General features: G+C 68.2%; 20 protein-coding genes. 13 read left to right on the top strand and 7 right to left on the bottom strand.

The features are described from left to right. The first annotated feature begins 24 nt into the window (after positions 1 to 24). The 5 genes from ACFCV3_RS03240 to ACFCV3_RS03220 all read left to right on the top strand — a co-directional run bounded on the left by ACFCV3_RS03240 (position 25) and on the right by ACFCV3_RS03220 (position 7638). Complete coding sequence (locus ACFCV3_RS03240) at positions 25 to 1728, top strand: PPC domain-containing protein (RefSeq protein ID WP_376025641.1); 1704 nt, start codon at positions 25 to 27, stop codon at positions 1726 to 1728. 158 nt (positions 1729 to 1886) lie between these two features. Continuing rightward, the gene (locus ACFCV3_RS03235; protein ID WP_376025639.1) at positions 1887 to 2900 is read left to right on the top strand and encodes a PstS family phosphate ABC transporter substrate-binding protein; all 1014 of its coding nucleotides are present in this window, start codon (positions 1887 to 1889) and stop codon (positions 2898 to 2900) included. 83 nt (positions 2901 to 2983) lie between these two features. Continuing rightward, the gene (locus ACFCV3_RS03230; protein ID WP_376025638.1) at positions 2984 to 5602 is read left to right on the top strand and encodes a hypothetical protein; all 2619 of its coding nucleotides are present in this window, start codon (positions 2984 to 2986) and stop codon (positions 5600 to 5602) included. 105 nt (positions 5603 to 5707) lie between these two features. Beyond that, a complete protein-coding gene (locus ACFCV3_RS03225; protein WP_376026439.1) occupies positions 5708 to 6475 on the top strand; it encodes a phosphate ABC transporter ATP-binding protein in 768 nt (255 codons plus the stop codon). Then, positions 6472 to 7638 carry a lytic transglycosylase domain-containing protein gene (locus ACFCV3_RS03220; RefSeq protein WP_376025636.1) on the top strand — a complete coding sequence of 389 codons (1167 nt, stop codon included), beginning with the start codon at positions 6472 to 6474 and terminating at the stop codon, positions 7636 to 7638. The genes ACFCV3_RS03225 and ACFCV3_RS03220 overlap by 4 nt, the downstream gene beginning before the upstream one ends. Before the next feature lie 319 nt (positions 7639 to 7957). Here the strand turns inward: ACFCV3_RS03220 and tyrS are convergent, their stop codons facing one another. Next, a complete protein-coding gene (tyrS, locus tag ACFCV3_RS03215) occupies positions 7958 to 9163 on the bottom strand; it encodes a tyrosine--tRNA ligase (RefSeq protein WP_376025634.1) in 1206 nt (401 codons plus the stop codon). A gap of 209 nt (positions 9164 to 9372) precedes the next feature. On the opposite strand from tyrS, the gene idi reads away from it, so the two are divergent. Together idi and ACFCV3_RS03205 are read left to right on the top strand one after the other, a co-directional pair. Next, the gene (gene idi, locus ACFCV3_RS03210; RefSeq protein ID WP_376025633.1) at positions 9373 to 9939 is read left to right on the top strand and encodes an isopentenyl-diphosphate Delta-isomerase; all 567 of its coding nucleotides are present in this window, start codon (positions 9373 to 9375) and stop codon (positions 9937 to 9939) included. 13 nt (positions 9940 to 9952) lie between these two features. Continuing rightward, positions 9953 to 10849 (top strand): GNAT family N-acetyltransferase, encoded by an 897-nt coding sequence (locus ACFCV3_RS03205; protein ID WP_376025632.1) that lies wholly within the window; start codon positions 9953 to 9955, stop codon positions 10847 to 10849. 98 nt (positions 10850 to 10947) lie between these two features. On the opposite strand, the gene ACFCV3_RS03200 is transcribed toward ACFCV3_RS03205, so the two are convergent. Beyond that, entirely contained in the window at positions 10948 to 11946 is a 999-nt protein-coding gene (locus tag ACFCV3_RS03200) for a 2-dehydropantoate 2-reductase (RefSeq protein WP_376025630.1), read from the bottom strand. Positions 11947 to 11968: 22 nt separating this feature from the next. Between ACFCV3_RS03200 and ACFCV3_RS03195 the strand changes: the two genes are divergently transcribed. Continuing rightward, a complete protein-coding gene (locus ACFCV3_RS03195) occupies positions 11969 to 12220 on the top strand; it encodes a BTAD domain-containing putative transcriptional regulator (RefSeq protein ID WP_376025628.1) in 252 nt (83 codons plus the stop codon). Here ACFCV3_RS03195 and ACFCV3_RS03190 read toward each other — a convergent pair. From ACFCV3_RS03190 to ACFCV3_RS03170, 5 genes are read right to left on the bottom strand one after another with little or no spacing between them, the layout of a single operon-like run. Beyond that, positions 12217 to 13176, bottom strand: a complete 960-nt coding sequence (locus tag ACFCV3_RS03190; RefSeq protein WP_376025626.1) for an ABC transporter permease — start codon at positions 13174 to 13176, stop codon at positions 12217 to 12219. The genes ACFCV3_RS03195 and ACFCV3_RS03190 overlap by 4 nt on opposite strands. Positions 13177 to 13186: 10 nt before the next feature. Beyond that, positions 13187 to 14113 carry an ABC transporter permease gene (locus tag ACFCV3_RS03185; RefSeq protein ID WP_376025625.1) on the bottom strand — a complete coding sequence of 309 codons (927 nt, stop codon included), beginning with the start codon at positions 14111 to 14113 and terminating at the stop codon, positions 13187 to 13189. After that, positions 14110 to 15123, bottom strand: coding sequence for an ABC transporter ATP-binding protein (locus tag ACFCV3_RS03180; RefSeq protein ID WP_376025623.1), 1014 nt, complete (start codon positions 15121 to 15123; stop codon positions 14110 to 14112). Before ACFCV3_RS03180 ends, ACFCV3_RS03185 begins: the two co-directional genes overlap by 4 nt. Further along, positions 15120 to 16094 carry an ABC transporter ATP-binding protein gene (locus ACFCV3_RS03175; RefSeq protein WP_376025622.1) on the bottom strand — a complete coding sequence of 325 codons (975 nt, stop codon included), beginning with the start codon at positions 16092 to 16094 and terminating at the stop codon, positions 15120 to 15122. The genes ACFCV3_RS03180 and ACFCV3_RS03175 overlap by 4 nt, the downstream gene beginning before the upstream one ends. A 6-nt stretch (positions 16095 to 16100) precedes the next feature. Next, the gene (locus ACFCV3_RS03170; protein WP_376025620.1) at positions 16101 to 17891 is read right to left on the bottom strand and encodes an ABC transporter substrate-binding protein; all 1791 of its coding nucleotides are present in this window, start codon (positions 17889 to 17891) and stop codon (positions 16101 to 16103) included. A gap of 166 nt (positions 17892 to 18057) precedes the next feature. On the opposite strand from ACFCV3_RS03170, the gene ACFCV3_RS03165 reads away from it, so the two are divergent. From ACFCV3_RS03165 to ACFCV3_RS03145, 5 genes are all read left to right on the top strand, one after another. After that, positions 18058 to 18741 carry a response regulator gene (locus tag ACFCV3_RS03165; protein ID WP_376025618.1) on the top strand — a complete coding sequence of 228 codons (684 nt, stop codon included), beginning with the start codon at positions 18058 to 18060 and terminating at the stop codon, positions 18739 to 18741. Then, positions 18742 to 20151, top strand: coding sequence for an ATP-binding protein (locus ACFCV3_RS03160; protein WP_376025616.1), 1410 nt, complete (start codon positions 18742 to 18744; stop codon positions 20149 to 20151). A gap of 125 nt (positions 20152 to 20276) precedes the next feature. After that, a complete protein-coding gene (locus tag ACFCV3_RS03155) occupies positions 20277 to 21875 on the top strand; it encodes an ABC-F family ATP-binding cassette domain-containing protein (protein ID WP_376025614.1) in 1599 nt (532 codons plus the stop codon). A 21-nt stretch (positions 21876 to 21896) separates the two neighbouring features. After that, entirely contained in the window at positions 21897 to 22328 is a 432-nt protein-coding gene (locus tag ACFCV3_RS03150) for a hypothetical protein (protein WP_376025612.1), read from the top strand. Positions 22329 to 22456: 128 nt separating this feature from the next. Then, positions 22457 to 26524, top strand: coding sequence for a LamG-like jellyroll fold domain-containing protein (locus tag ACFCV3_RS03145; protein WP_376025610.1), 4068 nt, complete (start codon positions 22457 to 22459; stop codon positions 26522 to 26524). The last annotated feature ends 2 nt before the right edge of the window (positions 26525 to 26526 follow it).

Raw genomic sequence — 26526 nt, 5'->3', positions numbered from 1 at the left:
GATCAGTTCCTGGAGGGGAAAACGATGCTCTACCGATTAATTGCCTCCGGCAATGCACGAATCCACCGGACCGTGGTCGGTGCTGCGCTGCTCGCTGCGCTACTTGCCACCACCCCGGGGGTCTCGTCCGCGGTAGTCACCACCAACCATCAAGAGCGCGAAGTGGCCACGGCGGCGGGGGAGAACGACAGCCGGGCCACAGCAGAGCGGTTGTACGGCGTCGGTACGGCGACCGTGCATGGCACCCTCTCACCGGCTCCGGTCGCACTGGCTGCCGGTGACGAGGACAACGGGTCGATCGCCTCGGCGACGGCCACCGGGATCGGTACCGGCGCTGTCCGGGCCGTGACCACCAGCGGGACACTTGGCGACGGGCCGCACGGTGTGCTCGGTGACAAGACCAACGACTTCGACTTCTACCAAGTGGCTGGTGTCTCTGGGCAGACGCTGACTGTCAGCACTGACGGTTCGCCGGCGTCCACGAACACGGTTGTCGGCCTGTACGACGCGGCCGGGCAACTGCTCGCGTCGGACGACGACAACGGCGCCGGTGCGCTGAGCAAGCTGCAGTACCCGGTGAGTACCTCCGGCACCTATTACGTCGCTGTGGCCGGTAAGAGCGCGGCTGGCGACTTCCCGACCGACCCGCAGAACTCGGGCAGCGGCCTAGGCGGTGCCGACACCGGCGCCTACGAGCTCCTGATTGCTGCGGCTCCGATCGACCGCGACTTCTACGCCGTCAAGCTGGCCCCGGGTGACGTCCTCGGCACCGCTCTCGGTGCCACCGGCGACCGGCTGACGGTGTTCCGGCCGAACGGTTCGGTTGCCGTGGGCACCGATCTGCACAGTCTCGGCAGGCTGCCGGCCGCCTCCACGCTGCCGCGTGGTGCGGTCGACCTGGCGGTCGTTGCCGACCAGGCCGGTTGGTACGCCGTCTCGGTCACCGACGGTTTCGGCCCCTACGACCTGACGCTCGGGGTATCCCGGCCGGCCGTCGACGAGGCTCCGCAGACGGTCTTCCTTGACTTCGATGGGGGTTCGATCGACCTCGCGCCACTCGGTGGCACGGGAGTACGGCAGCTGTCCGGACTGACGCCGTACCTGACCAACTGGGGTCTGACCGCTGCCGACGAGGCCGCTGTGATCGCCAAGGTGACGGCGACTGTTCGGGAGAACCTGCGCGCTGACGCCGTCCGCGCCGGGTACGACGTCAACCTCCGGATCCGCACCAGCGCCGATGACACCGACACCTTCGGCAGCCCGAACGTGAGCCGCGTGGTGATCGGTGGCAAGACCGCCGAGTCCGGAATCGGCCGGATCGGCACCGCTCAGTCCATCGACCCGGGCAACTTCGCCCATGAGGAGACCGCACTCGTCCAGCTCGACCGGATCAGCGCGGCCACCGGCCCACTCAGCCTGAACACTTACCTCACCGCCACCTCCGACCGGATCGCGTTCATCGGCACGGCCCTGGGCAATCTGGCCAGCCGCGAACTAGGTGCCCTGTACGGCGCCGCTCCGGCCGACCCGGCGAGTACGACCAACACCCTGATGGATGCCGATGGCAACTTCCCCGGCCTGTACGGCGTGGGTCCGGACGGCCTCGGTGGGACTGCCGATGACATCGATGTCGACTATCGGACCGACACCTACAACCCGGCAACCGGCCTGATCGGGAGCCAGAACGCGCTCAATGCGATTGCTTGGGGGATCGGTTTCCCCTGCTGAGAGTGACAACGTTTCCGGCTAGCCAGCGGGTCATGTCCGGTTAACCGAACAGCGACCTGCTGGTGACCCCGGCACGATGAATTAGGGATGTGACCGCAAACCGGCACCGCGACCACACCAGGGTCGCGAAAACGCTTGTGAGGAAGGGAATTCCCCTAATGCGTTTCACCCGCACCGCCCGTGCCACCGCGATCGCCGCTGCCGCGGTCGCGCTGGTCGCCACCTCCGCGCTGACCGCCGCGGCCGACCCGACGTTCGCGCCGGACGCGAACGACATCGTCCTGGTCGGCTCGGACACCAGCGAGAACGTGCTGAACGACCTCGCCGCCGTCTACAACGGCCGGACGCCGACCCCGTCGGCCAAGCTCGCCTCGTGGGACGCGACCGGCACCTCGCCGATCGCGCTGCGCTCCGGTACGCCCACCGTCACCCGGCCGAACGGCTCCAGCGCCGGTATCGCCGCGCTGTGCTCGAACGCCAACGTCTCCGCGGCGCGCTCGTCGCGTGGCCCGGCCACCGGTGACTGCGCCGGTCTCGCCTTCCTGCCGTTCGCCAAGGACAGCGTCCGCTGGGCCGCGCACTCCGGCGTCGCCGCGGTCACCTCGCTGACCGACGCGCAGCTGACCGGTATCTACAACTGCACCATCACCAACTGGAACCAGGTGGGCGGACCGAACCAGGTCATCCTGCCGCTGATCCCGCAGGCCGGTTCGGGTACCCGGGCGTTCTGGGCCACCCAGGTCGGCATCAACGCCGGCAGCCTGCCGTCCTGCGTCAAGGACAACGTCGGCGGCTCGCCGGTGCAGGAGCACAGCCCGACCCTGATCAAGGCCAACGCCGGTGCGATCGCGCCGTTCTCGATCGGCCGCTACAACCTGCTCACCGCGACCGAGAAGAGCGGCACCTTCCGCGGCGACGTCGCGGCCGCCGACTCCGCGGCGTACGACCGCAACCTCTACAACGTCGTGAAGACCGTCAGCGGTTCGGTTCCGGCCGGCCTCGCCGACGTCTTCGGTGACGGATCGGGCTTCTCCTCGCTCGGCACCACGCCGTTCATCTGCGAGGACGCCGACACCGACCCGGCCACCACCACCGCGGGTGACGTCGTCACCGCCAACGGCTTCCTGCCGCTCGGCGACGCCGCCAACGGTGGCACCTGCGGCGTGCTCTGACCTCTGCTGCAAACGCAACAACCCCCGGTGGGTGCGGAGCTTTCCGCGCCCATCGGGGTTCAGGCTTGAAAGGAAGGAACGCCGTGAGGCCCAAGAAGTTCACGATGATCGCGGGTGCGTGCCTGCTGGCGATGTTGTCGCTGGTGCCGGGATCGGCCGTCGCCGCGGACGAAAAGCCGCCGCCGGATCCGACGGACGCCGCGCTGGTCGCCGAGCCGTCCGCGAATCCGGTGACGCTGCAGCGCGACGGCGTCAGTGTCACCGCATCCAGGACCGGGAACCTCACCCGGCAGATGATCTCGGTGTCGTGGAAGGGCCTCGACCGGTCTCCGACGAACTTCATCTACCCCGTGGTGGTGATGCAGTGCCGCGGCATCAATCCGAGTCGCGAGGACTGCTGGATGGGTTCGGTCGCCGACAACGGCGATGCGCAGGGCACGAACAAGCTGCAGGCCAAGGCGACGTACTACGCGCCGGTCGAGACCTCGGACTGGTACAGCCAGCCCAAGACGCTGCCGGCCGGTCCGTTCTTCTCGGTGCCGTTCCGCAAGGTCGACGCCAAGGATGACAAGAAGGATCAGTACCAGGGCTGGCGGAACGCGCTGAACGGGTTCTGGAACACCATGCCCCTGCTGATCCCGCCGGACCCGGAGCACGGCCTGGGACCGATCGACGACTTCACGCCGGGGACCCGGAACTTCCGGCGCGGGGTGACCCAGGCGGACGGCACCGGTCAGGTGCAGACCTGGGTGAACACCGCGGTCGAGAACCCGTCATTGGGCTGCTCGGACAAATCGCCGTGCTCGCTGGTCGTCGTACCGGTGCGTGAGCGTCCTTGCCGTCCGGACGCGCCGCCGTTGACGGTCAGCAACTGTGCCAAGGCCGTCGGCCAGGCCGGGATCGGGAACTGGCAGCTGCTGGCCAACTGGTACGAGCGGTACATCTTCAAGCTCTCGTTCAGCCCGAGCCTGCCGAAGTGCGTCGGCCGCACCGATCAGGCCAAGTTCCTCGGGTCCGAACTCACCGCCGAGGCCATGCGCCGCTGGGTCCCGGCTCGTTGCCAGAAGGACAGTCCGGCGGCATTGGACTTCACCCGCGCCTGGGAACCGGATTCGATGCGTCAGCTCGGGTTGCGTGACCCCGCCTCACCATCGAAGTACGCCGCGGATGCCGCCGTGGTGAGCGAGCCGGCGACCCCGGACGACCCGGTCTCGAGCGATCGCAAGCTCGGGTACGCGCCGATCGCGACCACCGGCTTCGCCATCGGCTACACCCTCGACCAGAACCAGGGCGGCACCACCAGCCCGGTCACCGATGTGAAGCTCAACCAGCGCCTGGTGGCCAAGATGCTGTCGCAGTCCTACCCGGGCAAGTTCCGCCCGAACACGGACAAACTGCCGGTCAATCCGAACACCGGCAGCAACCCGGCGAACATCTTCAAGGATCCCGAGTTCCAGCAGCTCAATCCCGGAGCGACCGGTTACGCCGGAGCCAACGCGGCCGAGGGCACGCAGCTCGCGATGCCGACGGCCCGCAGCGACGTGTTCCTCGCACTGACGCGCTGGATCTGGGCCGACCCGACCGCCCGCTCCTTCCTGCAGGGCAAGGCGGATCCGTGGGGGATGACGGTCAACAAGACGTACCGCGGCTGGGAGTTGCCCACCGACGACTACAACCAGAACGACGGCTGGCAGGTACCGAAGACCGGTGGCGACTGGGCAGGTTTCCAGCCGCAGACCCTCTGGGCGCAGAACACGAACTCCTGGGCGAACGGCTCCGACATCACGATGTCCGGCTGGCCGCTGACCCAGAGCCCGCAACTGCGGGACACGAGCAACCCGGACAGCGGCTTCGCGGGCAAACGGGACAACGCGCAGAACTTCGGTGAGCGGCACATCTTCGTGCTCTCGGTACTGCCTGAGCTCGAGAAGACCGGCGTACGGGCTGCTGACCTGCGCAACAGCGCCGGCGAGTTCGTCGGGCCGACGGTCGAGTCGATGGGGTACGCCCTGGACGGTGCGATGGCGGACAAGAACTCCGGGGTCTGGAAGCTCGACTACACCGCGATGGACAAGCGCGGCTACCCGGGCACGATGATCAGCTACGCGGCCGTGCCGACCTCATCGCTGCCGAGCACCCTGGCCCAGCGGTACGCCGACAACCTGCGCTGGATCAGCACGCAGGGGCAGCAGTGGGGGCAGGAGGCCGGGCAGCTGCCGGACGGCTACCTGGCGCTGACCCAGGAGATGCGAGACCAGGCCGGCAAGGTCGCCGACGCCGTCGGAGCCCAGACCGGTACGCCGCCGATCCCGCCGAAGGACCCGGTCGACGACCCCAAGGACCCGACGCCGACCGATCCACCGACCAGGCAGCCGAACCAGAACACCAACAGCCCGGACGGCAACGGTGGCGGTGATGGGAAGACGCCGACGCCCACGCCGGGCCCGGCTAGTCCGTCCGGCGGGCCGAGTCAGCCGCCGGTCAACAACTCCGGAACCAAGCCGGTCGCTGCGACAACCGGTGAGTCGCTCGGCTGGCTGGCCTGGGGTCTGCCCGCGCTGCTCGCTGCCGGCCTCGCGGCCGGGGTCGCGTCGCCGGGAATCCGGGTGATTGCACAGCCGGGACACCCGGTACGGCGCGGTCTGGCCGCGGGTGGTTCGTACCTGGCCGGGCTACTGCGTCGGGGGCGCCGCCGTGGCTGACCTGACCATTCGATCGGAAGGACTCGCATGACGTCCCTACTGCCTGTCGTTCCCACCGCGGCGAACGACGAGACGACCGTGCTGCCGCCCGTCAGCGGCGGCAGCATGCTGGAGAGTGATCGGGTCGCGGCGTGGTTCGGGAGCCACAAGGTCCTGGCCGACATCTCGTTGCGGATGGAGGCCGGCCAGGTCACTGCGCTGATCGGCCCGTCGGGCTGCGGCAAGTCGACGTTCCTGCGGATCCTGAACCGGATGCACGAGCTGGTGCCGAGTGCGTCGCTGGCCGGGCGGGTGCTGCTCGACGGCGACGACATCTACGAGCCGGAACGGCGGATCACCGACACCCGGAAGCGGGTCGGGATGGTGTTCCAGAAGCCGAACCCGTTCCCGGCGATGAGTATCGCGGAGAACGTCACGGCCGGCCTGAAGCTGACCGGGACCCGGGTCCGCGGCAGCGAACGGACCGACCTGATCGAGGAGTGCCTGAGCAAGGCCGGGCTGTGGAAAGAGGTCCGGGACCGGCTCGGTTCCCCGGGTGGCGCGTTGTCCGGTGGGCAGCAACAACGGTTGTGTATCGCACGATCGCTGGCCGTGCGACCCGACGTACTGCTGATGGACGAGCCGTGCTCGGCACTCGACCCGACGTCCACGCGGCGGATCGAGGAGACGATCCATGAGCTGCGCCGTGAGGTGACGATCGTGATCGTCACGCACAACATGCAGCAGGCCGCGCGGGTGTCGCAGACCTGTGCGTTCTTCCTTGCTGAGCAGGGGACTCCGGGCGTGATCGTGGAGTCCGGGCCGACGACGAAGATCTTCTCGACGCCGGAGGACGCGCGGACGGCGGACTACGTGGAGGGGCGGTTCGGATGATCACGCGGGGCGATACGTGGCGGATCAAACTGATCGCCGGCTGGGCTTGTGCGGCACCGCTCGGAGTGATGGCCCTGGTGGTCGCATCCGGTGGTGGTGGCACTCCTTCCCAGCTCGTGGTCGATTCCCATGCGCTGACTGGGTTCATCGACCAGCCGGCGGACCTGCCACCGGGACCGGGGGTGGATGGGCAACTGCCTGTGCTCCAGCCGGCCGACGTACCGGAGACCGGGACGACTGATGGGACGGTGCAGCCGATTCCAGGGATCGCTGGTGATGCGTCCGGAATCCCGGGGACTGTGCTGGCGGCGTACCAGCGGGTTGCTCAGGATGTGAGCGTGGCACTGCCCGGGTGCCATCTGACGTGGCCGTTGCTGGCCGGGATCGGGAAGGTCGAGTCCGATCATGCCGGCGCCGGGAAGGTCGATGCCCAGGGCAACACCCGCGGCCACATCCTCGGTCCGGTGCTGGACGGCGGCCCTGGCATGGCCGCCATCTCCGACACCGACCAGGGCCGGTACGACGGGAACACACAGTGGGACCGGGCGGTCGGGCCGATGCAGTTCATCCCCGGCACGTGGGCCAGTTTTGGTGCCGACGGCAACGGTGATGGCGTGAAGGACCCACACAACGTCTACGACGCGGCCCGTGCCGCCGGGAACTACCTGTGCTGGGGCGGGGCGAACCTGGGCGATCCGCAGGGTCTCGTGCGGTCCGTGCTGCGGTACAACCACTCGATGGAGTACGTGTCCACGGTGCTCCGCTGGATGCAGTCCTACAGCCGGCAGACCGTCCAGGTCCCCGACTCCGAGGGCGTCATCCTCCCGCCGGCGAATGACCACCAGGGCAACGCCGACAAACCCGTCCCCACCCCCACGCTCCCCACCCAACCCACCGGTACCCCCACAGTCGTCACCCCACCCATCGTCCTCCCGCCGCCCCTCAAACCGCCGCCCGACCAACCCCAGTCCCCCAAACCGCCGTACCAGCCACCCGTCCACCCGACCACCCCGCAACCAACCCCGACCTCCACGCCCACCCCAACCCCAACCCCGACCCCCACGCCCACCCCAACCCCCACGTCCACCCCGACCCCGGAGCCGCCGCCGACTCCCACCCCAACCCCGACGCCGACGCCGGAGCCCCCCGCCCCACCAGCCTGAACGCCGGACCGCCAGGCCATCACAATTCCCCGGAATCCTCCCCGCCCCGCGTGACCACCTCCCCACCCTCCAGTTGTGATGGCCCCCAGGTCCGCACCCCCACGCGCCCCCACCCAACCGCCCCCCGCGACCGAACCCCCGGTGCCCGCGGGCGCCCCTCGCGACTGAACCCACCGTGCCCGCGGATGCCTCCGCGACTGAACCCACTGTGCTCGGGGGTGGTCGAGTGGCGGTGGTGTGCCGTTGGCAAACCTTTGCGGGCGACACGGTGCGGACTGTCGGTGGAATTCATGTGTGCCGCGAGTGGGTCCAGTGTGGGTTAGGGGGTGGGGTGGGTTTGGTGCCAGGTTCGGGGGCCGGAGCGGATGACGAGGGGGATTGAGGGGTCTACTGGGTGGGTGGGGTCGGTTGTGCGGGTGTTGTTGATGGTTACTGCGCCTTGGTGGATGAGGCGGCGGAGTTGGGAGCGGGTGTCGTGGGGGCGGATGGCGGTTAGGAGGTCTAGGACGGTGGCGACGGGGTGGTCCAGTACGACGGTGGGGATGTCGGTGGGTTGGGTTCGGTGGGTGAAGGTTTGCTGGAAGGCCTTCAACTCAGCGCGGGCGGTTCCGGCGCCGTGGTAGCGGGTTACCACGGCTGCGGCCAGGCGGAGTTTGGCGTCTCGGGCTGCGGGGCCGCCGGCTTCTGCTGAGGCGGCGAGGGCGGCGACGGTGTCGAGGGGGAGTTCGGTGTAGACGTGGGCGTAGGGCTCGACCAGGTGGTCGGGGATGCTCATGAGTTTGCCGAACTTGTCCCGCGGGGTGTCGGTCAGACCGATGTAGTTGTTCAAGGACTTCGACTGTTTGGCGCGGCCGTCGAGACCTGGGGTGATCGTGGTGGTGATGACGACCTGCGGTGGCATGCCCAGGCGTTGCTGGAAGTGGCGGCCGAGTTGCTCGTTGAAGAGCTGGTCCGAGCCCACGATCGTCAGATCACTGCGCATCGCGAAGCTGTCGTAGCCCTGCAGTACCGGGTACACCAACTCGTGGACGCCGATCTCGCGTCCGGCCTCGACCCGCGCCCGGAACATGTCCCGGCTCATCAGTTGTGCCTGCGTGACCTGGCTGAACAGGCCGAGCAGTTCCGCGATCGGCATCCCGTCGTACCACTCGGAGTTCCGCCGAACCTCGAACACCGAAGGCTCGGTCCGCAGTACCAGCGAGACCTGCTCCAGGAACGACTCAGCGTTCGCAGCAATCGCATCAGGGGTCAGCACCGGGCGGGTGTCGGAGCGGCCGGTCGGGTCGCCGACGCGGGTGGTGAGGTCGCCGAGCAGGAAGACGACCTGGTGGCCGAGGTCCTGCAGCTGGCGCATCATCCAGAGGTTGACCGCGTGCCCGAGATGCAGGTCCGGCGCGGTCAGGTCGACGCCGTACTTGATCCGCAGCGGCCGGCCCGCGGCCAGGCGGTCGCGCAGGTCGGCTTCGCCGACGATGGAGTCGGTGGTACGGCGTAACCGGTTGATCACGGTCAGCGGATCGTTCATGCGGGGTGCTCCAAAGGAAGAATGAATGGAGACACCCAGCGACAGCGCCTCCGGCAACAGAAGAGGAGGCTCTGGATGGAGCGAGGTGGGTACTACCGAACGCCGGCTCCTCCCAGAGCCGGTCGATACGCCACGCCTCGCAAAATCATGCGACAACGCTAACACGCACGCATTCGGCCCGCAGGCCGATATCCGCATACCCTCGTGGGGTGACGCAGGAGCTGGTGGTACTGCTGGACGAGCACGGCCGGTCGATCGGGACCGAGGCCAAGGCGACGGTCCACCATGCCCATACACCGTTGCATCTGGCCTTCTCCAGTTACGTCGTGGACGACCTCGGCCGGGTGCTGATCACCCAGCGCGCCTTTGGCAAACCGACCTGGCCCGGTGTCTGGACGAACAGTTGCTGCGGGCACCCGCTCCCCGGTGAAGCGATCGAGGACGCCGTTGTACGGCGGCTGTCCGACGAGCTCGGAATCAGCGACGGTACGGCGGAGCTCGTGCTGCCCGAGTTCCGCTACCGCGCCGAGATGCCGAACGGCATGGTCGAGAACGAGGTCTGCCCGGTCTACCGGGTCCGCTGGTCCGGTGAACCGGAGCCCGCTCCCGCCGAGGTCGCGGCGTACCGCTGGATCGAGTGGTCCGAGATCCGTGCCGTCCCCGGGCTGTCTCCGTGGGCGGAGCTGCAGCTCGACGAGCTCGACCAGCTCGGCCCGGAGCCGGCCGGCTGGGCGATCGCCGACGAAAACCTGCTGCCGCCGGCTGCCCGTCCCTGATACAACCGTCAGCATGGTGGATATCCGGCCCGTGCTGACCGACGCGGACTACGAGGCCTGGCGGGACGTGCGGATCGCGGCGATGCCGTACGAACGCTGCCCGAGCGTGGCGGAGCTGCTCGAGTTGAAGCGTCCGGAGCGCCTGCTGCTCCTGGCCGAGGTGGACGGGAAGGTCGTCGGGCACGGTCTCGCCGATCGCTCGTCGGAGGCCGGTCGTGCCTTCGTGGGGGCCCGCGTCCGTCCGGAGGCTCGTCGGCAGGGTGTCGGCACTGCCGTGCTGGGGCCGCTGGTCGACCATGCCGTTGCTCAGGGCTACGAGTTCGGCGGGGCCAGTGTCGACGACGAGGGATCGTTCGCCTTCGCGCAGCGGTTCGGATTCACCGAGACCGGACGTCAGGTCGAGCAGCTCCGCGCGATCGGGCACGAACCGCGGCCGCCCGCACCTACGGCGTACCGGATTGTTTCGGTGGCGGAGCGGCCGGAGCTGTGGGCGCAGGCCTACCAGCAGGTCGCGCTGCCGACGTTCCCCGATATGGACCTTGCTTGGCCGATGCAGGTCACGGCCGAGCAGTGGGAGACCGAGTGGATCGATGATCCGGCGGCGATGTTCCTGGCCCTCGACGGTGACGAGGTGATCGGGCTCGCCGGCCTGATCCCCGATCCGGACCAGCCGCAGCGCGCCGAGGTCGGCTACACCGCCGTTCGGCGGGACTGGCGTGGCCGGGGTGTTGCGTCGACGCTGAAGCGGATGAGTGCCGCGTGGGCTGCGGAGAACGGGCTGACCGAGATCTACACGTGGACGCAGGAAGGCAACGAGAACATGCGGAAGCTGAACGAGCACCTCGGCTTCCGCTACGGCCTCACCAGCATCACCGTCCGAGGCCCCCTACCGTTCCAGGTGTCGGAGTAGGGTGCGCCCCGGGGCAGCGGAACATGGGTGCAGGGCAGCTACACCTGCGGCCCGCGGACAAGGGTCGCGCGCGACTATTCCTGCAGCTGGCGGCGTAGCTAGGTCTGCAGCTCGCGGTACAGCTCGACCCCGGACCACGCTCGCCGCTCGACCTCCGCCTCGCGGATGAGAGCGACCAACCGAGCGTTCACCGGCGCGGTCCGACCGAGCTCGGAGGCCAGGCGGACGACCTCGCCGTTCAGGTAGTCGATCTCGGTGGTCCGGCCGGCCTGCAGGTCCTCCCACATCGAGGTCCGGGCCAGCGGGTCGATGGCGAGCATCGCGGCGGCGAGCCGGCGGAAGAGGAAGTTCGGCAGCCGCAGGATCATCGGGAAGCGGCGCATCGGGACCCGCAGGATCTGCGCCGGCTCCAGCCCCTTGGCAGCCAGCAGGTCCAGGGTCTCGGCTTGTGCCGCCGCCAGGCACCGCCGGAACGCCCGATCCGACAGCTCGTCACGCAACGGTACGTCGGCCAGCGCGTTGATCGGGTTGTTCAGGTTCAGCAGGAGCTTCGCCCACTGCACCGGCAGGATGTCGTCGTGCTGCTTCAGCGGCAGCCCCGCTTGCTCAAAGGCACCGACGTACGGCGTCAACGCGGCGTCCCGCTGGATGTCGAGCGCGCCCTCGGTGCCCTGGTGGAAATGCCCGCCGCCGTTGTTCAGCACATTGAACGGAACCATCCCAGTCAGCACGTGCTGCTCAGTGAGCCGTTCTGCCAACACAGAGCCGTTCCGGATCCCGTTCTGGAAGCTCACCACCAGAGCACCCGGTTTGAGCACCCCGGCGAGCTCATCCGCCGCAGTCGCCGTCGCGGCTGATTTCACCGTCACCAGCACCAGATCCGCCTCGGCCGCCGCGGCCGGCGTCGTTTCGTACCGCACCGCTCCAGGCTCGACCCGCAGGTCCGCGGCCAGGTAGTCGGTCAGCCGCAGGCCGTGGGCAGCTAGCTCGGCGGCCATCCGCGGCCGCCCGACGAACGTCACCGGGCTCCCGCTCGCCGCCAGCCGTCCGCCGACGTAACAGCCGATTCCCCCAGCTCCATACACGACGATCGCCATCCCAGGAGGTTACGCTGTTGGAATGGCGGAGGGGGATCTGCTGGCGTTGGCCGAGGCCAAGGCCACCGAGGGCCGGGTCGAGGAGAGCATCGCCTTGTATCAGCAGGCGGTGGGGCTCGAGCCGTTGCTGGAAGCTGCCCACCGCGCGCTGATCTCGCTGCACCTCATCCAGGGCGACCGCGCGGCCGCCGTACGTCAGTACGACGCCCTCACCGAGATCCTCGCCGCCGTCCAGACCACCCCGAGCCCGCAGACCACCGCCCTCCTGTTCTAGTGCAACCGGACTCGAGGGTCGAGGAACGCGTAGGCGACATCGACCAGGATGTTCGCGACCACGACCGCTGCCGACGCGAACAGCACGATGCCGATGATCACCGGTAGATCCTGCTGGTTGATCGCGGTGACCACGGTCTTGCCCAGCCCCGGAAGGCTGAATACGGTCTCGGTCACCACCACGCCACCGACGAGCTGCCCGAGGTCGATCCCGAACTGTGTGACCACCGGCGTGAGTGCGCTGCGCAGCCCGTGCCGGACGACCACCCGACTCTCCCGGATCCCCTTCGACCGTGCGGTCCGGATGTAGTCCTCGCCGAGGACATCGAGCATCGAGCCGCGGGTCAACCGCGTGTACGTCGCCGCCAGCAGCAGGGCGAGCGCGATCCACGGCAGCACCAGGTGCTGGAACCAGGCCCCCGGCCCGTCGCCGAACGCCGTGTACCCACCGGCCGGGAACCAGTCGAAACCGGCGAGAGTCAGCTTGAAGTACAGGAAATACAGCAACAGCAGACCGAGCAGGAACGACGGGAACGAGTAGAAGAACAACGCGAACATCGTCAGTCCGCGATCGGCCAGCGACCGCGGATGCACGGCCGAGATGACGCCGTTCGTCACGCCGAGAAGCAGCCACAGTACGGCGGCGCCCAGGGCCAGTGACAACGTGACCGGCAAGGCCTGCCCGATGATCGTTGTCACCGGCACCTGGTGGTAGTAGTCGTACCCGAGGTCGCCCTGGACGGCGTTCGTGACGAAGTTCAGGTACTGCTTCCAGACCGGCAGGTCGAGACCGAGCCGGTGCTGGATCAGCGCGATCGTCTCCGGCGTCGCCTGCCGGCCGGCCAGGGTCTGCGCAACGTTGCTGGGGGCAATGAAGAACAGCGCGAAGATGGCCATCGAGATCAGCCACAGCACCAGCACCCCGTGCCCGAGACGGCGGAGCAGAAAACGAGCCATCACAAGCCTCCTAGGTCCGGTCGGCGCGCGGATCGAAGGCATCCCGGACGCCGTCGCCGAACAGGTTGAACGCCAGCGTCGTGATCAGCAAGGCCAGACCGGGGAAGAGGATGAACCACCAGGACGTCGTGTAGTAGTTCTGCGACGAGTTGATCATTCCGCCCCAGTCGGCGGTGGGTGGTGGCAGTCCGAGCCCGAGGAACGACAACGTCGCCTGGGTCACGATCACCACCGGCACCAGCAACGTGGTGTAGACGATCACCGGGGCCAGCACGTTCGGCAGTACGTCGACGAACATGATCCGGCCGTCACTCGCCCCCAGCGACCGGGCCGCCTCGACGAACTCGCGTTCCCGCAGTGACAGCACCTGGCCGCGGACGATCCGGGCCACCGAGGCCCAGCTGAAGAAGCCGATCACCAGCACGGTCACGGTCAGACTCGGCCCGGTGATCGACACCAGGGCGATCGCCACCAGCAGGAACGGGACCGACAGTACGACGTCGATCAGTCGCGTCAGGATGGTGTCGGTGATCCCCCCGAGGAACCCCGCAGCAAGCCCGAGCACGACTCCGACCACGACCGTGATGGCGGTCGCGAACACCCCCACCAGCAGCGACACCCTGGCGCCGTACGCGATCCGGACCAGGATGTCCCGGCCCAGGTCGTCGGTGCCGAACCAGAAGGTGCCGTTCGGCCCGCGCGGCAACCCCTCCGGCGTCAGGCCGATATCGCGGTACTGCTCGTTCGGCGGATGCCCGGTGATCGCGGCGAACACCGGCGCGAACACCGCCATCAGCACGATCAGGATGATCACGACCAGCGAGATCATCGCCACCTTGTCCCGCCGCAACCGCCGCAACGCCAGCACCAGCGGGCTGCGGCCTTCGATCGCCTTCGGCTCGTCGACCACATCCACGAGCTCAAGAGCGGCCGTCATGATGCCTTCAAGTCTGGTACGGCGGTGGACAGGTCCTCGCCGAGTGTCAGCGGATGGAGGCACGCCGTCCGGTGGTCGTCCGTGTCATCCAGTACGGCGATCATCGGGGGCTCGGTCGTCGCGCAGTCGGCTCGGGCCTTCGGGCACCGCGTGTGGAACCTGCACCCCTCCGGCGGGTTCGTCGCGGCCGGGATGTCGCCTCCGAGGATGATCTGTTCCCTGCTGTCGGCGGTGTCCGGGTCGGCGACCGGTAGCGCCGACAGCAGGGCCCGGGTGTACGGATGCCGGGTCTGGCCGAACAGTTCGTCCGTCGGTGCCAGCTCGGCGATCCTGCCCAGGTACATGACCGCGATCCGGTTGCTCACGTGCCGGACCACGGAGAGATCGTGCGAGATGAAGACATAGGTCAGGTCAAGTTCCCGCTGGAGATCGGCCAGCAGGTTGATGATCTGAGCCTGGATCGACACGTCCAGCGCGGAGACCGGTTCGTCGCAGATGATCAGCTTCGGGCGCAGCGCCAACGCACGCGCGACGCCGATTCGTTGCCGTTGGCCCCCGGAGAACTCGGCCGGGAACCTGTTGTAGTGCTCGGGATTCAGGCCCACGAGCTCCATCAGCTCCTGGACTTTTCTCTTCCTGGAAACCCCGGACGCGATCCCGTGGATGGCGAACGGGTCACCGATGATCGATCCGACCCGGCGGCGCGGGTTCAGTGAGCCGTACGGGTCCTGGAAGATCACCTGGATCTCCCGGCGGATCGGCCGCATCGCCCGGCGGGACAACGTGCTGATCTCGGTGCCCTCAAACGACACCGAGCCCGAGGTCACGTCGTACAGATGGGCCATGCAGCGGGCCAGTGACGACTTGCCGCAGCCTGTTTCGCCGACCAGTCCGAGCGTCTCGCCTTTGAACACCTCGAGGGATACCCCGTCGACGGCGTGGACCACCTCCTTGCCATGCGTCGGGAATTCCTTGCGGACGTTGTCCACTTTCAGCAGTACGTCGTTCATGACGCGATCGCCTCGCTTGCCTGAACAGGGAGCCAGCAGGCCGACTGATGCCGGGGGCCGATGTCGGCCAGCGGCGGGGCCTCGGTGCGGCACTTGTCGAACACGTGCGGGCAGCGGGACGCGAACGGGCAGCCCTTCGGCAGGCTGATCAGACTCGGCGGGCTGCCGGGGATCGGGGTCAGCCGTTCGCCGCTGCGCGTCGGCAGTGACGCGAGCAGTCCCTGGGTGTACGGGTGGTGGTTGCGATAGAAGATGTCCCGGCGCGGTGCCCGCTCCATCACGGTCCCGGCGTACATCACCACGACCTCGTCGGCCATCTCGGCGACCACGCCGAGATCGTGGGTGATCAGGACGATCGCCGTACCGAACTGCTGCTGGAGCCGGCGCATCACGTTCAGGACCTGAGCCTGCACGGTCACGTCGAGGGCGGTGGTCGGCTCGTCCGCGATCAGCAGCGCCGGGTCGAGGGCCATCGCCATCGCGATCATCACCCGCTGCCGCATCCCACCGGAGAACTGGTGCGGGTAGTCGTCGATGCGCTCCTCGGCCCGCGGGATACCGACCAGCGTGAGCAGCTCGGCGGCCCGCTTCCGGGCTGCCTGCTTACTGATCACGCGGTCGTGGGCACGGATCATCTCGACGATCTGCCAGCCGATCCGGTAGTGCGGATGCAGGCTCGACAACGGGTCCTGGAAGATCATCCCGATCCGGGCACCCCGCAGCTGACGCAGTGTCGACTGGTCCGCGGTGATCAGGTCCGTGCCGTCGAAGTACGCCGTACCGGACACCGTCGCACCGCGCGTCAGCCCGGTCACCGTCTGGGTGGACACGCTCTTGCCGGAGCCGGACTCGCCCACGACCGCGAGGGTCTGTCCGGCCTCGACATCGAACGACAGGCCCCGGACGGCGCGGACGGTACCGTCCGGGGTGTCGAAGGAGACCTTGAGGTCTCTTACTTCAAGCAGAGCCATGAGGTTCTATCCGCCCTGCTTGTCCTTGGAGAGCCAGACATTCGTCGGATCGAAGTTCTGCAGGGAGGGCACGTAGACGGCGTTGTTCACCTGGGAGGCGTGGTAGTTCGCCTGCTTGTTGTTGGTGAGCGGGAAGAACGGCGCCTGGTCCATCACCCGCGCGTCGGCCTTGGCCCACAGCTCGGCGGCCTCGTCCTCGGTCTGCGCCTTGGCGGCTTCCTGGATCAGCTTGTTGGTCTCGGCGTCGTCGTACAGACCGAAGTTGCTGCCGACCGGCGGGAACGCCGCCTTGCCGTAGAACAGCGGCTTGAAGAACGACAGCGCCGCGTTGCCGTACCAGTCCGCACCCCAGCCGGCCAGCGACAGGTCCCAGACACCCTTCTGGGCCACGGTCGGTACCTGCAGGTACTTCACGTAGAAGTCCGAGTTCGGCGACGGTACGCCGGTCACCGTGATCCCGGCCTTCGTCAGATCCTGCTGGATCGTCTGGAAGGCCTTGCTGCTGCCCTCGGCCGCGTTGCGGTACAGGAACTTCAGGGTCAGGTTCGGGTAGCCGGCCTCGGCGAGCAACTGCTTGGCCTTGTCCGGGTCGTACGGGTACGGGTCGATCTGCTTGGAACCGACGATCACATCGGGCAGCACGTGGGTGAGCGGCGGAGCGAGCGTCTTGCCGCCGAGCACCTGCAGGACATGGTCGCGGTTGATCGCGAAGTTGATCGCCTGCCGGACCTTCGGGTTCGCCAGCGCCTTGTTGTTGTTCGGCGAGGCGGTGTTGTAGATGACGTACGGGTTGGAGCCCGCGGTGTCACCGATCTTCAGGTTCGGGTCCTTCTTGGCCTGCAACGCCGGCAGCTGCGACGGCGGTGGCGCGACATCGAACTCCATGTCGGCATTCGGCGTACCGGTCTGCAGTTGCTGCTGGATCGAGTCCTGGGTCAGGCCCTGGGTGACCACGACCTTGTCGACGTACGCCTTGCGGACCGGGTCGCTGGCCGGGTCCCAGGCCGGGTTGCGGGAGTACGTGATCGACTTGCTCGGTACCCACGAGTCGACCTTGTACGGGCCGTCGGCGGGGAAGTTGTTGCCGAGTTCCGTGCTGGCCGGGAGGTACTTGAGCGCCTCCACCGGAGCAGGGGAGAGGGCCGGCAGCGTGAGCATGTCGACGAAGTAGCTGGCCGGCTGGGTGAGGTGGAAGACCACCGTGCTGTCGTCCTTGGCCTCGACGCCCGGCAGCGGGGTCTTGTCGATGTATTCCTGGATTCCCGCCACCGTCTTCGGCGCCTTGGCGAACCCGTCGGCGAACTTCTGGTAGCCCTCGATCAGTTCGGCGAAGTCCGGCGAACCGCCGAAGGGCTGGACCGGGTTGGCGGTCCGCTTGAAACCGCGGACAACATCGGCCGCGGTGACCTGGCGGGCCGGCGTCGTGCCCCACTTCACGCCCGGGCGGATCTTGATCGTGTAGGTCTTGCCGTCCGCGCTGATCCCGCCGTTCGCGGTGGTCGGGATCTCCGGTGCGATGTCCGGGACCGGCGTGGTGTTCTTGCCGTTCAGCTCGGCCGGGTAGGTGAACAGCTGGCGGCTCCACAGGCGCAGGCTCAGGTAGCCGACGGAGTAGTAGCTGATATTCGGATCCATGTAGTCGACGTCCTGTGCGCCGAGCATGTTCAGCGTTCCACCTCTGACCGGTTCGCCCGCCGTGCCCGATCCGGTCGGCGACGAGCCGTTACTGTTGCAGGCGGCGAGCACCAAGGTCGCCACGACGGCCAGGGATACGGCCGCCAGCCTCTTTCGAGCCATGTGTCCTCCTCCAGGACTGGATGCCGCCGAAGTTAGGACTTCCGGACCCGGCCGGAACGGCGATCACCCAAGCGTCAAGGACTTGTCATCTGGGTCCGGGGGGAACATGACGGATTCATGACAGCCGTAACGACCGTGCGGACCGCTGGTGAGCGACACTGGTCCCGTGGCACACAGCCTGTTGCTGGTCGACGACGAGCCCCGCATCCGCCGGGTACTGCGGCTCGCCCTGGAAGACGAGGGCTACGAGGTCGCGGAGGCGGCCAACGGGCTCGACGCGCTCGCGGCGCTGCGCCGGCAGCCACCGGACGTGGTCCTGCTCGACATCATGCTGCCGGACCGGGACGGGTTCACCGTCTGCCGCGAGATCCGGCGGACGAGCGACGTACCGGTGATCATGGTGACGGCCCGGACCGACAGCCACGACGTGGTCGCCGGGCTGGAGGCCGGGGCGGACGACTACGTGACCAAGCCGCTGGTCGCCAAGGAGCTGTCGGCCCGGATCCGCGCGCTGCTGCGCCGGGTCGAGCCTGCCAACGCGCGGCAGCCCGACGTACTGGTCGTGGGTGATCTGACCATCGACGTACCGGGTGCCGAGGTGACGCGGGGGGACACGGTGCTGCCGCTGACGCGGACCGAGTTCAAACTGCTCGCCGAGCTGGCCGGGGCCGAGGGGCGGGTGCTGTCCCGCGAGCAGCTGCTCTCCAAGGTCTGGGGCTACGGGTACTTCGGCGACAGCCGGATCGTCGATGTCCACATCCGGCGGTTGCGGCTGAAGATCGAGCACGACCCGGCGAGCCCCACCCACCTGGTCACCGCCCGCGGTCTCGGCTACCGATTGGTGAGCTGAGTGCGGCTCCTGGGCAGCACGAGTCTGCGCGGGCGGGTGACGATCGCCTACGGGTTGCTCGCGCTCGGACTGTCGCTGGTGCTCGCGATCGTGACGTGGAGCATCGTGTCGAACTACCTCACCGAGCAGCGCCGGGAGTCTGCGATCAGCCAGACCTCCGACAACGCGGCCGCCTTCCGCTTCGGTCTGTACGGCGCTTCGTCGCCCTGCACGCCGGCCCGGTTACGCGTGGAGTGCGGGCCGGCGGAGCCGCGACCGGGTGTGACGGTGATGGACGTGCTGAACAGCCTGCCGACGAGCGACTCGGCCGCCTCGATGGTCTATGTGAACGGTGAGTGGTACTCGCTGACCGGCCGCCCCACGGACCTGCCGCAGGACCTGATCCTCTCGGCCCAGACGGGGACGACGGCCGATCAGCGGATCGTCGTGGGCGGTCAGCGGGTGCTGGCGGTCGGCGTTCCGCTGCAGCAACCAGGGAATGCTCTCTTCCAATGGCATCCCTTGGACGGGTTGGACGACACCCTGCAGACGCTGCGGGTCACGCTGATCGCCGCGACGATCGCCACGCTGCTGGTCGGGCTCGCGGTCGGACGGCTGGCCAGCACACTCGCACTTCGCCCGCTGGCCGAGCTGACCAAGGTGGCGGATGCGGTCGCTCGCGGTCGGCTGGACGCGCGACTGGATGCGGAGCAGGACCGTGACCTCGGCGGTCTGGCGCGGTCGTTCAACCAGACCGCGGCCAATCTGGAACGCCGGGTCGCGGCGGACGCGCGGTTCGCCGGTGACGTGAGCCACGAGCTGCGGACTCCTCTGATGACGATGCTGAACTCGATGCAGCTGATCCAGAACCACCGCGCCGAACTACCGGAGGCCGTGCGGGAGCCGGTCGACCTGCTCGGCGACGACCTCGACCGCTTCCGCCGCCTGGTGATCGACCTGCTGGAGATCTCCCGCGACGACGGCGGCGACCGTGGCAGCCGCGAGATTGTCCGCATCGCCGACCTGGTCCGTGCCGCCGCCGACGGTACCGCCGGCCGCCCGATCACCACGGTCGAACCGCCCGCCGAGTTCCTCGTGATGCAGGCCGACAAACGCCGCCTCGAACGCGTCATCGCCAACCTCGTCGAGAACGCCGAAGACCACGCCGGGGGCTGCAAAGGCGTCACCGTCGGCGCCGGCGGCCTGGGGGTCGTCATCACCGTCGACGACGCCGGCCCCGGGATCGCCCCCGAAGACCGCGCCCGCATCTTCGAACGCTTCGGCCGCGGCGAAACCAGCGGCCGCGGCCGCGGCGTAGGCCTCGGCCTGGCCATCGTCGCCCGCCACGTCGAGTGGCACCAAGGCACCATCCACGTCACCACCAACCCCACCGCCGGCGCCCGTTTCGTCATCGAACTCCCAGCCAAGTAATTCGGCTGACGGCTCCTGGGGTGCTCGTTTACCCTGGGCGTATGGCTACTTGCCTCTGTGTCTAGGTGTGCGACCCGCTTCCGTACCCGAAGTGTGCCCGCATGCCTTCACAGAGAGTCATAGTCATGATCACCGTCAGTGGTGTAGATCTTCGCGTCGGCGCTCGTTTGCTGCTGTCCGACCTTTCCTTTCATGTCGGCCCGGGGGACCGGGTCGGCCTTGTCGGGCGCAACGGCGCCGGCAAGACCACCTTGCTGAGGACGCTCGCCGGGGAAGAGCGTCCGGCCGCTGGGACCGTCACGGTCTCCGGATCCGTCGGCTACCTGCCGCAGGACCCGCGGGCGGCCGACCCCGGTACGACGGTCACCGATCGGATCCTGTCCGCCCGTGACCTCGACACGGCCATCCGCGACCTGCGGAAGGCCGAGGCAGCGATGAGTACGGCGACCGGTCCGGCCCAGGAGCGCGCCATGGCGGCGTACGCGCGGGCCGAAACGCGATTCCAGGCCGGCGGCGGTTATGCCGCGGAGGCCGAGGCGGCCCGGCTTGCCGGGGGTGTCGGTCTGCCGGTGCGGGCGCTGGAGCAGCCGGTCGGCGAGTTGTCCGGTGGGCAGCGGCGCCGGGTCGAGCTGGCCCGGATCCTGTTCGCGCAGCACGAGACGTTGCTGCTCGACGAGCCGACCAACCACCTGGACGCCGACTCGGTGGTGTGGTTGCGGTCGTTCCTGCTCGGCTACCCGGGCGGGCTGATCGTGATCAGCCACGACCGGGAGTTGCTCAAGGCAACGGTCAACCGGGTGTTCCACCTGGACCCGCAGCGGACCACGATCGACGTCCACAACACCGGCTGGAACAAGTACCTGCAGCAGCTCGAGCTCGACGAGCGGCGCCGGACCCGGGAGCGCAACACGGCCGAACGCAAGGCCGCGATCCTGCATGCCCAGTCCCGCAAGATGATGGCCGGTGCGAACACGACCGTGGCCGCGCGCAACATGGCCCGCCGCGCCGACAAACTCCTGTCCGGTCTGGAACCGGCACGCCGTACCGACCGCGTGGCCAAGATCCGGCTGCCCGAACCGGCACCGTCCGGCAAGACACCACTGACCGCCCAAGGCCTCAAGAAGGCGTACGGCGGCCTCCAGGTGCTCGACGGTGTCGACCTGGCAATCGATCGAGGCAGCAGGGTTGTCGTACTGGGACTCAACGGTGCGGGCAAGACCACCCTGCTGCGGCTGCTCGCCGGCCGGGAGGAGCCGGACGCGGGCCGCGTCGTACCGGGTCATGGGTTGCGGCTCGGCTACTTCGCGCAGGAACACGACACCCTGGACCTGGCCGGCACGGTCCGGCAGAACCTGGCGGCGGTCGCGCCCGGCCTGACCGACGGCGAGGTCCGGAACGTGCTCGGCTCGTTCCTGTTCAGCGGCGACGACGTGGACAAGCCGGCCGGCGTACTGTCCGGCGGTGAGAAGACCCGGCTGGCCCTGGCCGGCCTGGTCCACTCCGGCGCCAACGTCCTGCTACTCGACGAACCGACCAACAACCTGGACCCCGCCTCCCGCGACGAGGTCCTCGGCGCAGTCGGCAGCTACCCAGGCGCGATCGTCATGGTCACCCACGACGAAGGCGCCATCGAAGCCCTCCGCCCCGACCGGGTCCTCATCCTCCCGGACGCCGACGAGGATCTCTGGTCCGACGACTACCTGTCCTTGGTCTCGTTGGCCTGAGACTCGGATAGTTTCGGCCTCGTGCTCAATCGTTCGAGACTGGCGGCGCTGGCCTTTGTGCTGGCGTCGCCAGGCGCCGTGTCCGGTTGTGGCGCGGGCTGCGGGGCCGAACTGTCGGTGGACCCGCTGACAGTCGTCGGCCACGGTCGGCCGACCGTCGACCTGTCGCTCGCAGCACGGCTGACCGACGACGGCGATCCGGTCGTCGGCGCCAAGGTGGAGTTCTTCGCACTCGGCCCGAACGGCGTTCTCCTCGGAACCGCTACCACCGGCCCCGACGGCGTCGCCCGCCTCGATGCCGAGCGAGCCCTGGGCCCCGACTCCATCAACGGCCGCCAAGCTCCGACGTGGACCAGCTATGCGGCGCGCGTCTCCGTCCTGCAGCCAACGGACACAGCTGCCAATGCAATCTGCGCCAAGCAGGCCGAAGCCCCCTTCAAATTCACCCCTTGACCCTCACTCAAGTTTGGCTCAAGAAGTCTGGCGGCTGGGGTGTTTAGCGTGACCTCGCCGCGGTGCCCGCCGTGGCATCGCCCTGCGGTGCGTTGCGCACCGCATGCTCGCCGATTTGTGAGGCTTACATGTTCGGTCGCCCGCCGTCTCGCCGCGCGCGATGGCTTTCGTTCGCTCGCGGCACCACCACCTTGCTCACGGCCGTCGCCCTGCTGGCCACGGCTGCCCTTCCGGCCCGGGCCGGTGACGAGCCGCCGGACGGCGAGCTCCCGCCGCTCGCGTGTCCGACTTTCCCCGGTGATCCCACCGCCCAGGACGAGTTCGAGGCGTACCGGCTCGCGCTCGCCTGCAACCGCAACGTCGAGGTGCTGCCGTTCCGCGATATCGACCGGCAGGCGTTCGCGACGCCGGCCGGCCTGCTCGACACGCAGATCGCGGTCGAGCCGTACTGGGTGCAGAACAGCGCAGGCGCCTGGGTCGACATCGACCCGACGCTGGCCGCGCGGCCGGACGGTTCCGCGCAGGCGGCCGCGACGGTGATCCGCATCGAGACCGGCGCCGGTGGTACCGCGCCGTTCGTGACTGCCACCGACCCGGACGGCGGCGTACTGTCGTTGACCTGGCCGAAGGGTCCGCTGCCGAAGCCGACGATCAGTGGCGCGGTGGCGACCTATCCGAACGTGCTTCCCGACGTGGACCTCGCCGTACAGGCTGAGGCTGTCGGCTTCTCCTGGGTGCTCGTGGTCAAGACGCCCGAGGCGGCAGAGAACCCGGAGCTGAAAACGATCCGGGTCGGCATCACCACGGTCGGGCTGACCGTCGTGGAAGACCCCGAGTCGGGGCGCATCGACGTACTGAACGCTGACGGCGACGTCGTGTTCGAGGCCGGCCAGGGCATCATGTGGGACTCCTCGCCCGCCGGCGCGACCGCACGCAAGCAGACGGCCAACGCCGCGACTGCAGACCCCGGGCGGATCGGCGACGTCGACGTCCAGAAGTCCGCGACGGGGCTCACCCTGGTTCCGGACACCAAGATGCTGGCCGACCCGGACCTCAAGTTCCCGCTGTACATCGACCCGCCGTTCACCTCGACCCGCAAGGCGTGGGCGAACGTGTTCCAGGGGCGTCCGAGCCAGGGCTGGACGGGAGACAGCAGCTGGCCGCGGTCCGGTGGCATGCGGGTCGGCAACGACACCTGGAGCACCTGTGGTGACGGTTGCGGTCTGTGGCGCTCGGTGGTCAAGCTCGACATCGGCAAGCTGAAGGGCAAGTACATCGACTCGGCGAGCGTCAACATGCTCCAGACGCACACCGGCGGCTGTGGCGACCAGGGCCTGCAGCTCTGGCGCACCGGCGAGATCTCGAACGGGACCTCCTGGAAGAGCGTCAACTGGTGGTACGGCGACCCGTTGCAGTCGAAGACCGTGCCGTCGTCGAACCAGACCGGCTGCTCGGGCAATTCCAACGAATGGGTCGAGTTCGACGGCTCGAACGTCAAGAAGCGCATCCAGTCGGCGGCTTCCAACAAGGACTCCACGATCTCGTTCGGTGTGCGGTCGTCCAACGAGTCCTCCCGGGACGCGTGGCGGCGGATCAAGGCCACGAGCGTGAAGCTGCACGTCACGTACTTCATCTACCCGCCGCATCCGGACCGGCTGACCGTCGACGGCACGGGCTGCGACCCGACCCTGTCCGGGTCGCCGTGGATCAACGAGCGGAAGCCGACCTTCTCCGCCCGGGTGAAGACCTCGGAGTCGGACTCGGTGTACTGGAGGTTCCGGGTCCACCCGGCGGCCTCGACGAGCGAGGTCTACTACTACCGCACGCCGAACCCGGTCGCGGCGTCCACGCAGTCCAGGAAGAGCACCAAGTCTTTCGCCGACGGACCGTACCGGTGGCAGGCGCGCAGTGACTCGCGCCAGTACGACGCAGTGAACTCCGGCTACACGAACTACTGCTACTTCCGGGTCGACGCGACCGTGCCACGGGTGCCGGATGTGACCGGACCGACGGGGGCCGTCACCGAAGGCTCCAACGTGACGATGAACATCACGGGCGGCGATCCGACCGTGAACGGGTCCAGCTCGGGCCTGAACCGCTACGAGTACTCGTGGAACACCGACACCTTCGATCAGAGGTTGCCCGGAACCAGTACGACGCGGCTCGGCAGGCCGGCCGTCGCCGCCGGCCGGCATGTCCTGTACATCCGTGCGGTCGACAATGCCGGCAACAAGTCGAAGCACAGGGTGTTCACGTTCTTCGCCGGCCGCAACATCCCGAAGACGCCGATGGCCGCCTGGCCGCTCGGCAGTGACCTCGTCGACGACACCAGCCACGGCAAGAACATGAGCGTTCTCACCGGCGATCCGGCCTTCGCGGCCGACCCCGTCGACCCGGCCAACTCCGCCGTCGAGTTCGACGGAAACGACTGCCTGAAGGCACCCACCGCGATCCGCACGGACGCGGCGTTCACCGTCGCCCTGTCGGTCCGCATGGACGCCATGAACAGCGGATACACCAAGCTGCTTGCCCAGGGCAACACGAGCCACTCGATGTACCAGATCCAGCACAACGCGGCCGACAACACCTGGTCGTTCTCACTCCTTGACGCACCCGGTGACACGTACGGGTGGAAGAGCATCACCGTCCCCAACCCGGTTGCCCTCGGCAAGTGGTTGCGTATCGTCGCAACGTACGACCCGGACGCCGGACTGTCGCGGATCTACCTCAACGGCACCCTGGCCGGGGAGAAGGCCGTGAGCTTCACGCCGTGGAACGCGACCGCCTTCTTCAGCCTCGGCTGCCTGCCGACCTCGAGCGGCGGCGCTGCCCACACGTTCACCGGTGCGGTGGACAACGTGGGCGTCTGGCAGGGACTGATGACCCCGACCGAGATCACGAACGGAGCGAAGCTCCCGTACGGCGAGATCGCGCACTGGGATCTCCGCGGCGACGGCACGGATTCCAGCAGCTTCGGTCGTGACCTGACCCTGCCGGCCTCGGCCCAGCAGTCCTTCGACCCGTTCGGTCGCCCCGATGGTGCACTGGTCCTCGACGGCCAGTCGTGCGCCACGACGAGTACGCCGATCATTCCGTCGGACACGCCGTTCGGCATCGGTACCTGGGTCAAGCCCGGTCAGGTGACCGGTGGACGGCAAGTGCTGTTCTCGCAGGCGGACTCCGCCGGGGACGGCTTCGCCATGATGATCACGGCCGACGGCAAGTGGGAGCTTGGTTCGCTGTCCCAGATCGGGTTGGCGACCATGGGCACCAGAGCGGCCGGGGGAACGTACGTCCCGCCGAAGGCCGGCTGGCAGTACGTCGAGTTCCAGTACCACGGTGATGGGAAGTGGACCGCGAGTGTCGACGGCCGGGAGGGTATGACGTGGACCCGGGGCCTGCCGGGTCGTGCGGACGCGCCGCTGACGATCGGCTGCCATGACAGGGGTCAGGGGCAGAAGGACTTCTTCAAGGGCCTGCTGCACGACGTACAGGTCTGGCGGGGCGTCAAGCCCACCGCTTCGCTGAAGGAATCCGCTCCCGCGGAGGTCGCGTCGTGGTGGTCCCTGGAGGAGACCGGTGTCGACGAGACCGGTAAGGGCCGCAACCTCACCTTCAGCCGGCAGCCGCAGTACAACGACGGCTGGTGGGACAACCCGGACAGCGCTCTTGAGCTGGACGGAACGAACTACGCGGCGACGACCACGCCGGTGGTCAACACCGACGAGTCGTTCACGGTCGGAGCCTGGGTGCGACTCGATGCGCTCGACGCACACCAGACGATCGTGGCCGCATCCGGTGCGAACAACACAGCGCTGCGGCTGCGGTTCAGCACGACCTATCAGCGGTTCGAGTTCGGCATGGCAGCGGAGGACACCGCCAGCGCCACAACCCACTGGACGAGTGGCGGCCCGGCTCCCACGGTTGGCACCTGGTACTTCGTTGTCGGCAGCTACAACCTGCGCACCAAGATGATGCGCATCTACGTCGATGGCGAAGAGGTCGGGAGCACGACCGGCCCGGCCGGCCCGTGGAAGGCCGCGGGGCCGCTGGTGATCGGCGCCGGTGACACGACGACCGGCTCACCGAGCCACTACTTGAAGGGACGGATCGACGACGTCGTGGTCTGGCACAGCACAGTCTCCGCCAAGGGAATCAAGAACATGTTCGGCACCAACGAGACGGTGGTGAGCTGACG

It is taken from the genome of Kribbella sp. NPDC056345, from assembly GCF_042262745.1.
Classification (GTDB): domain Bacteria; phylum Actinomycetota; class Actinomycetes; order Propionibacteriales; family Kribbellaceae; genus Kribbella.
This window is presented reverse-complemented; position numbering and strand designations above follow the sequence as displayed.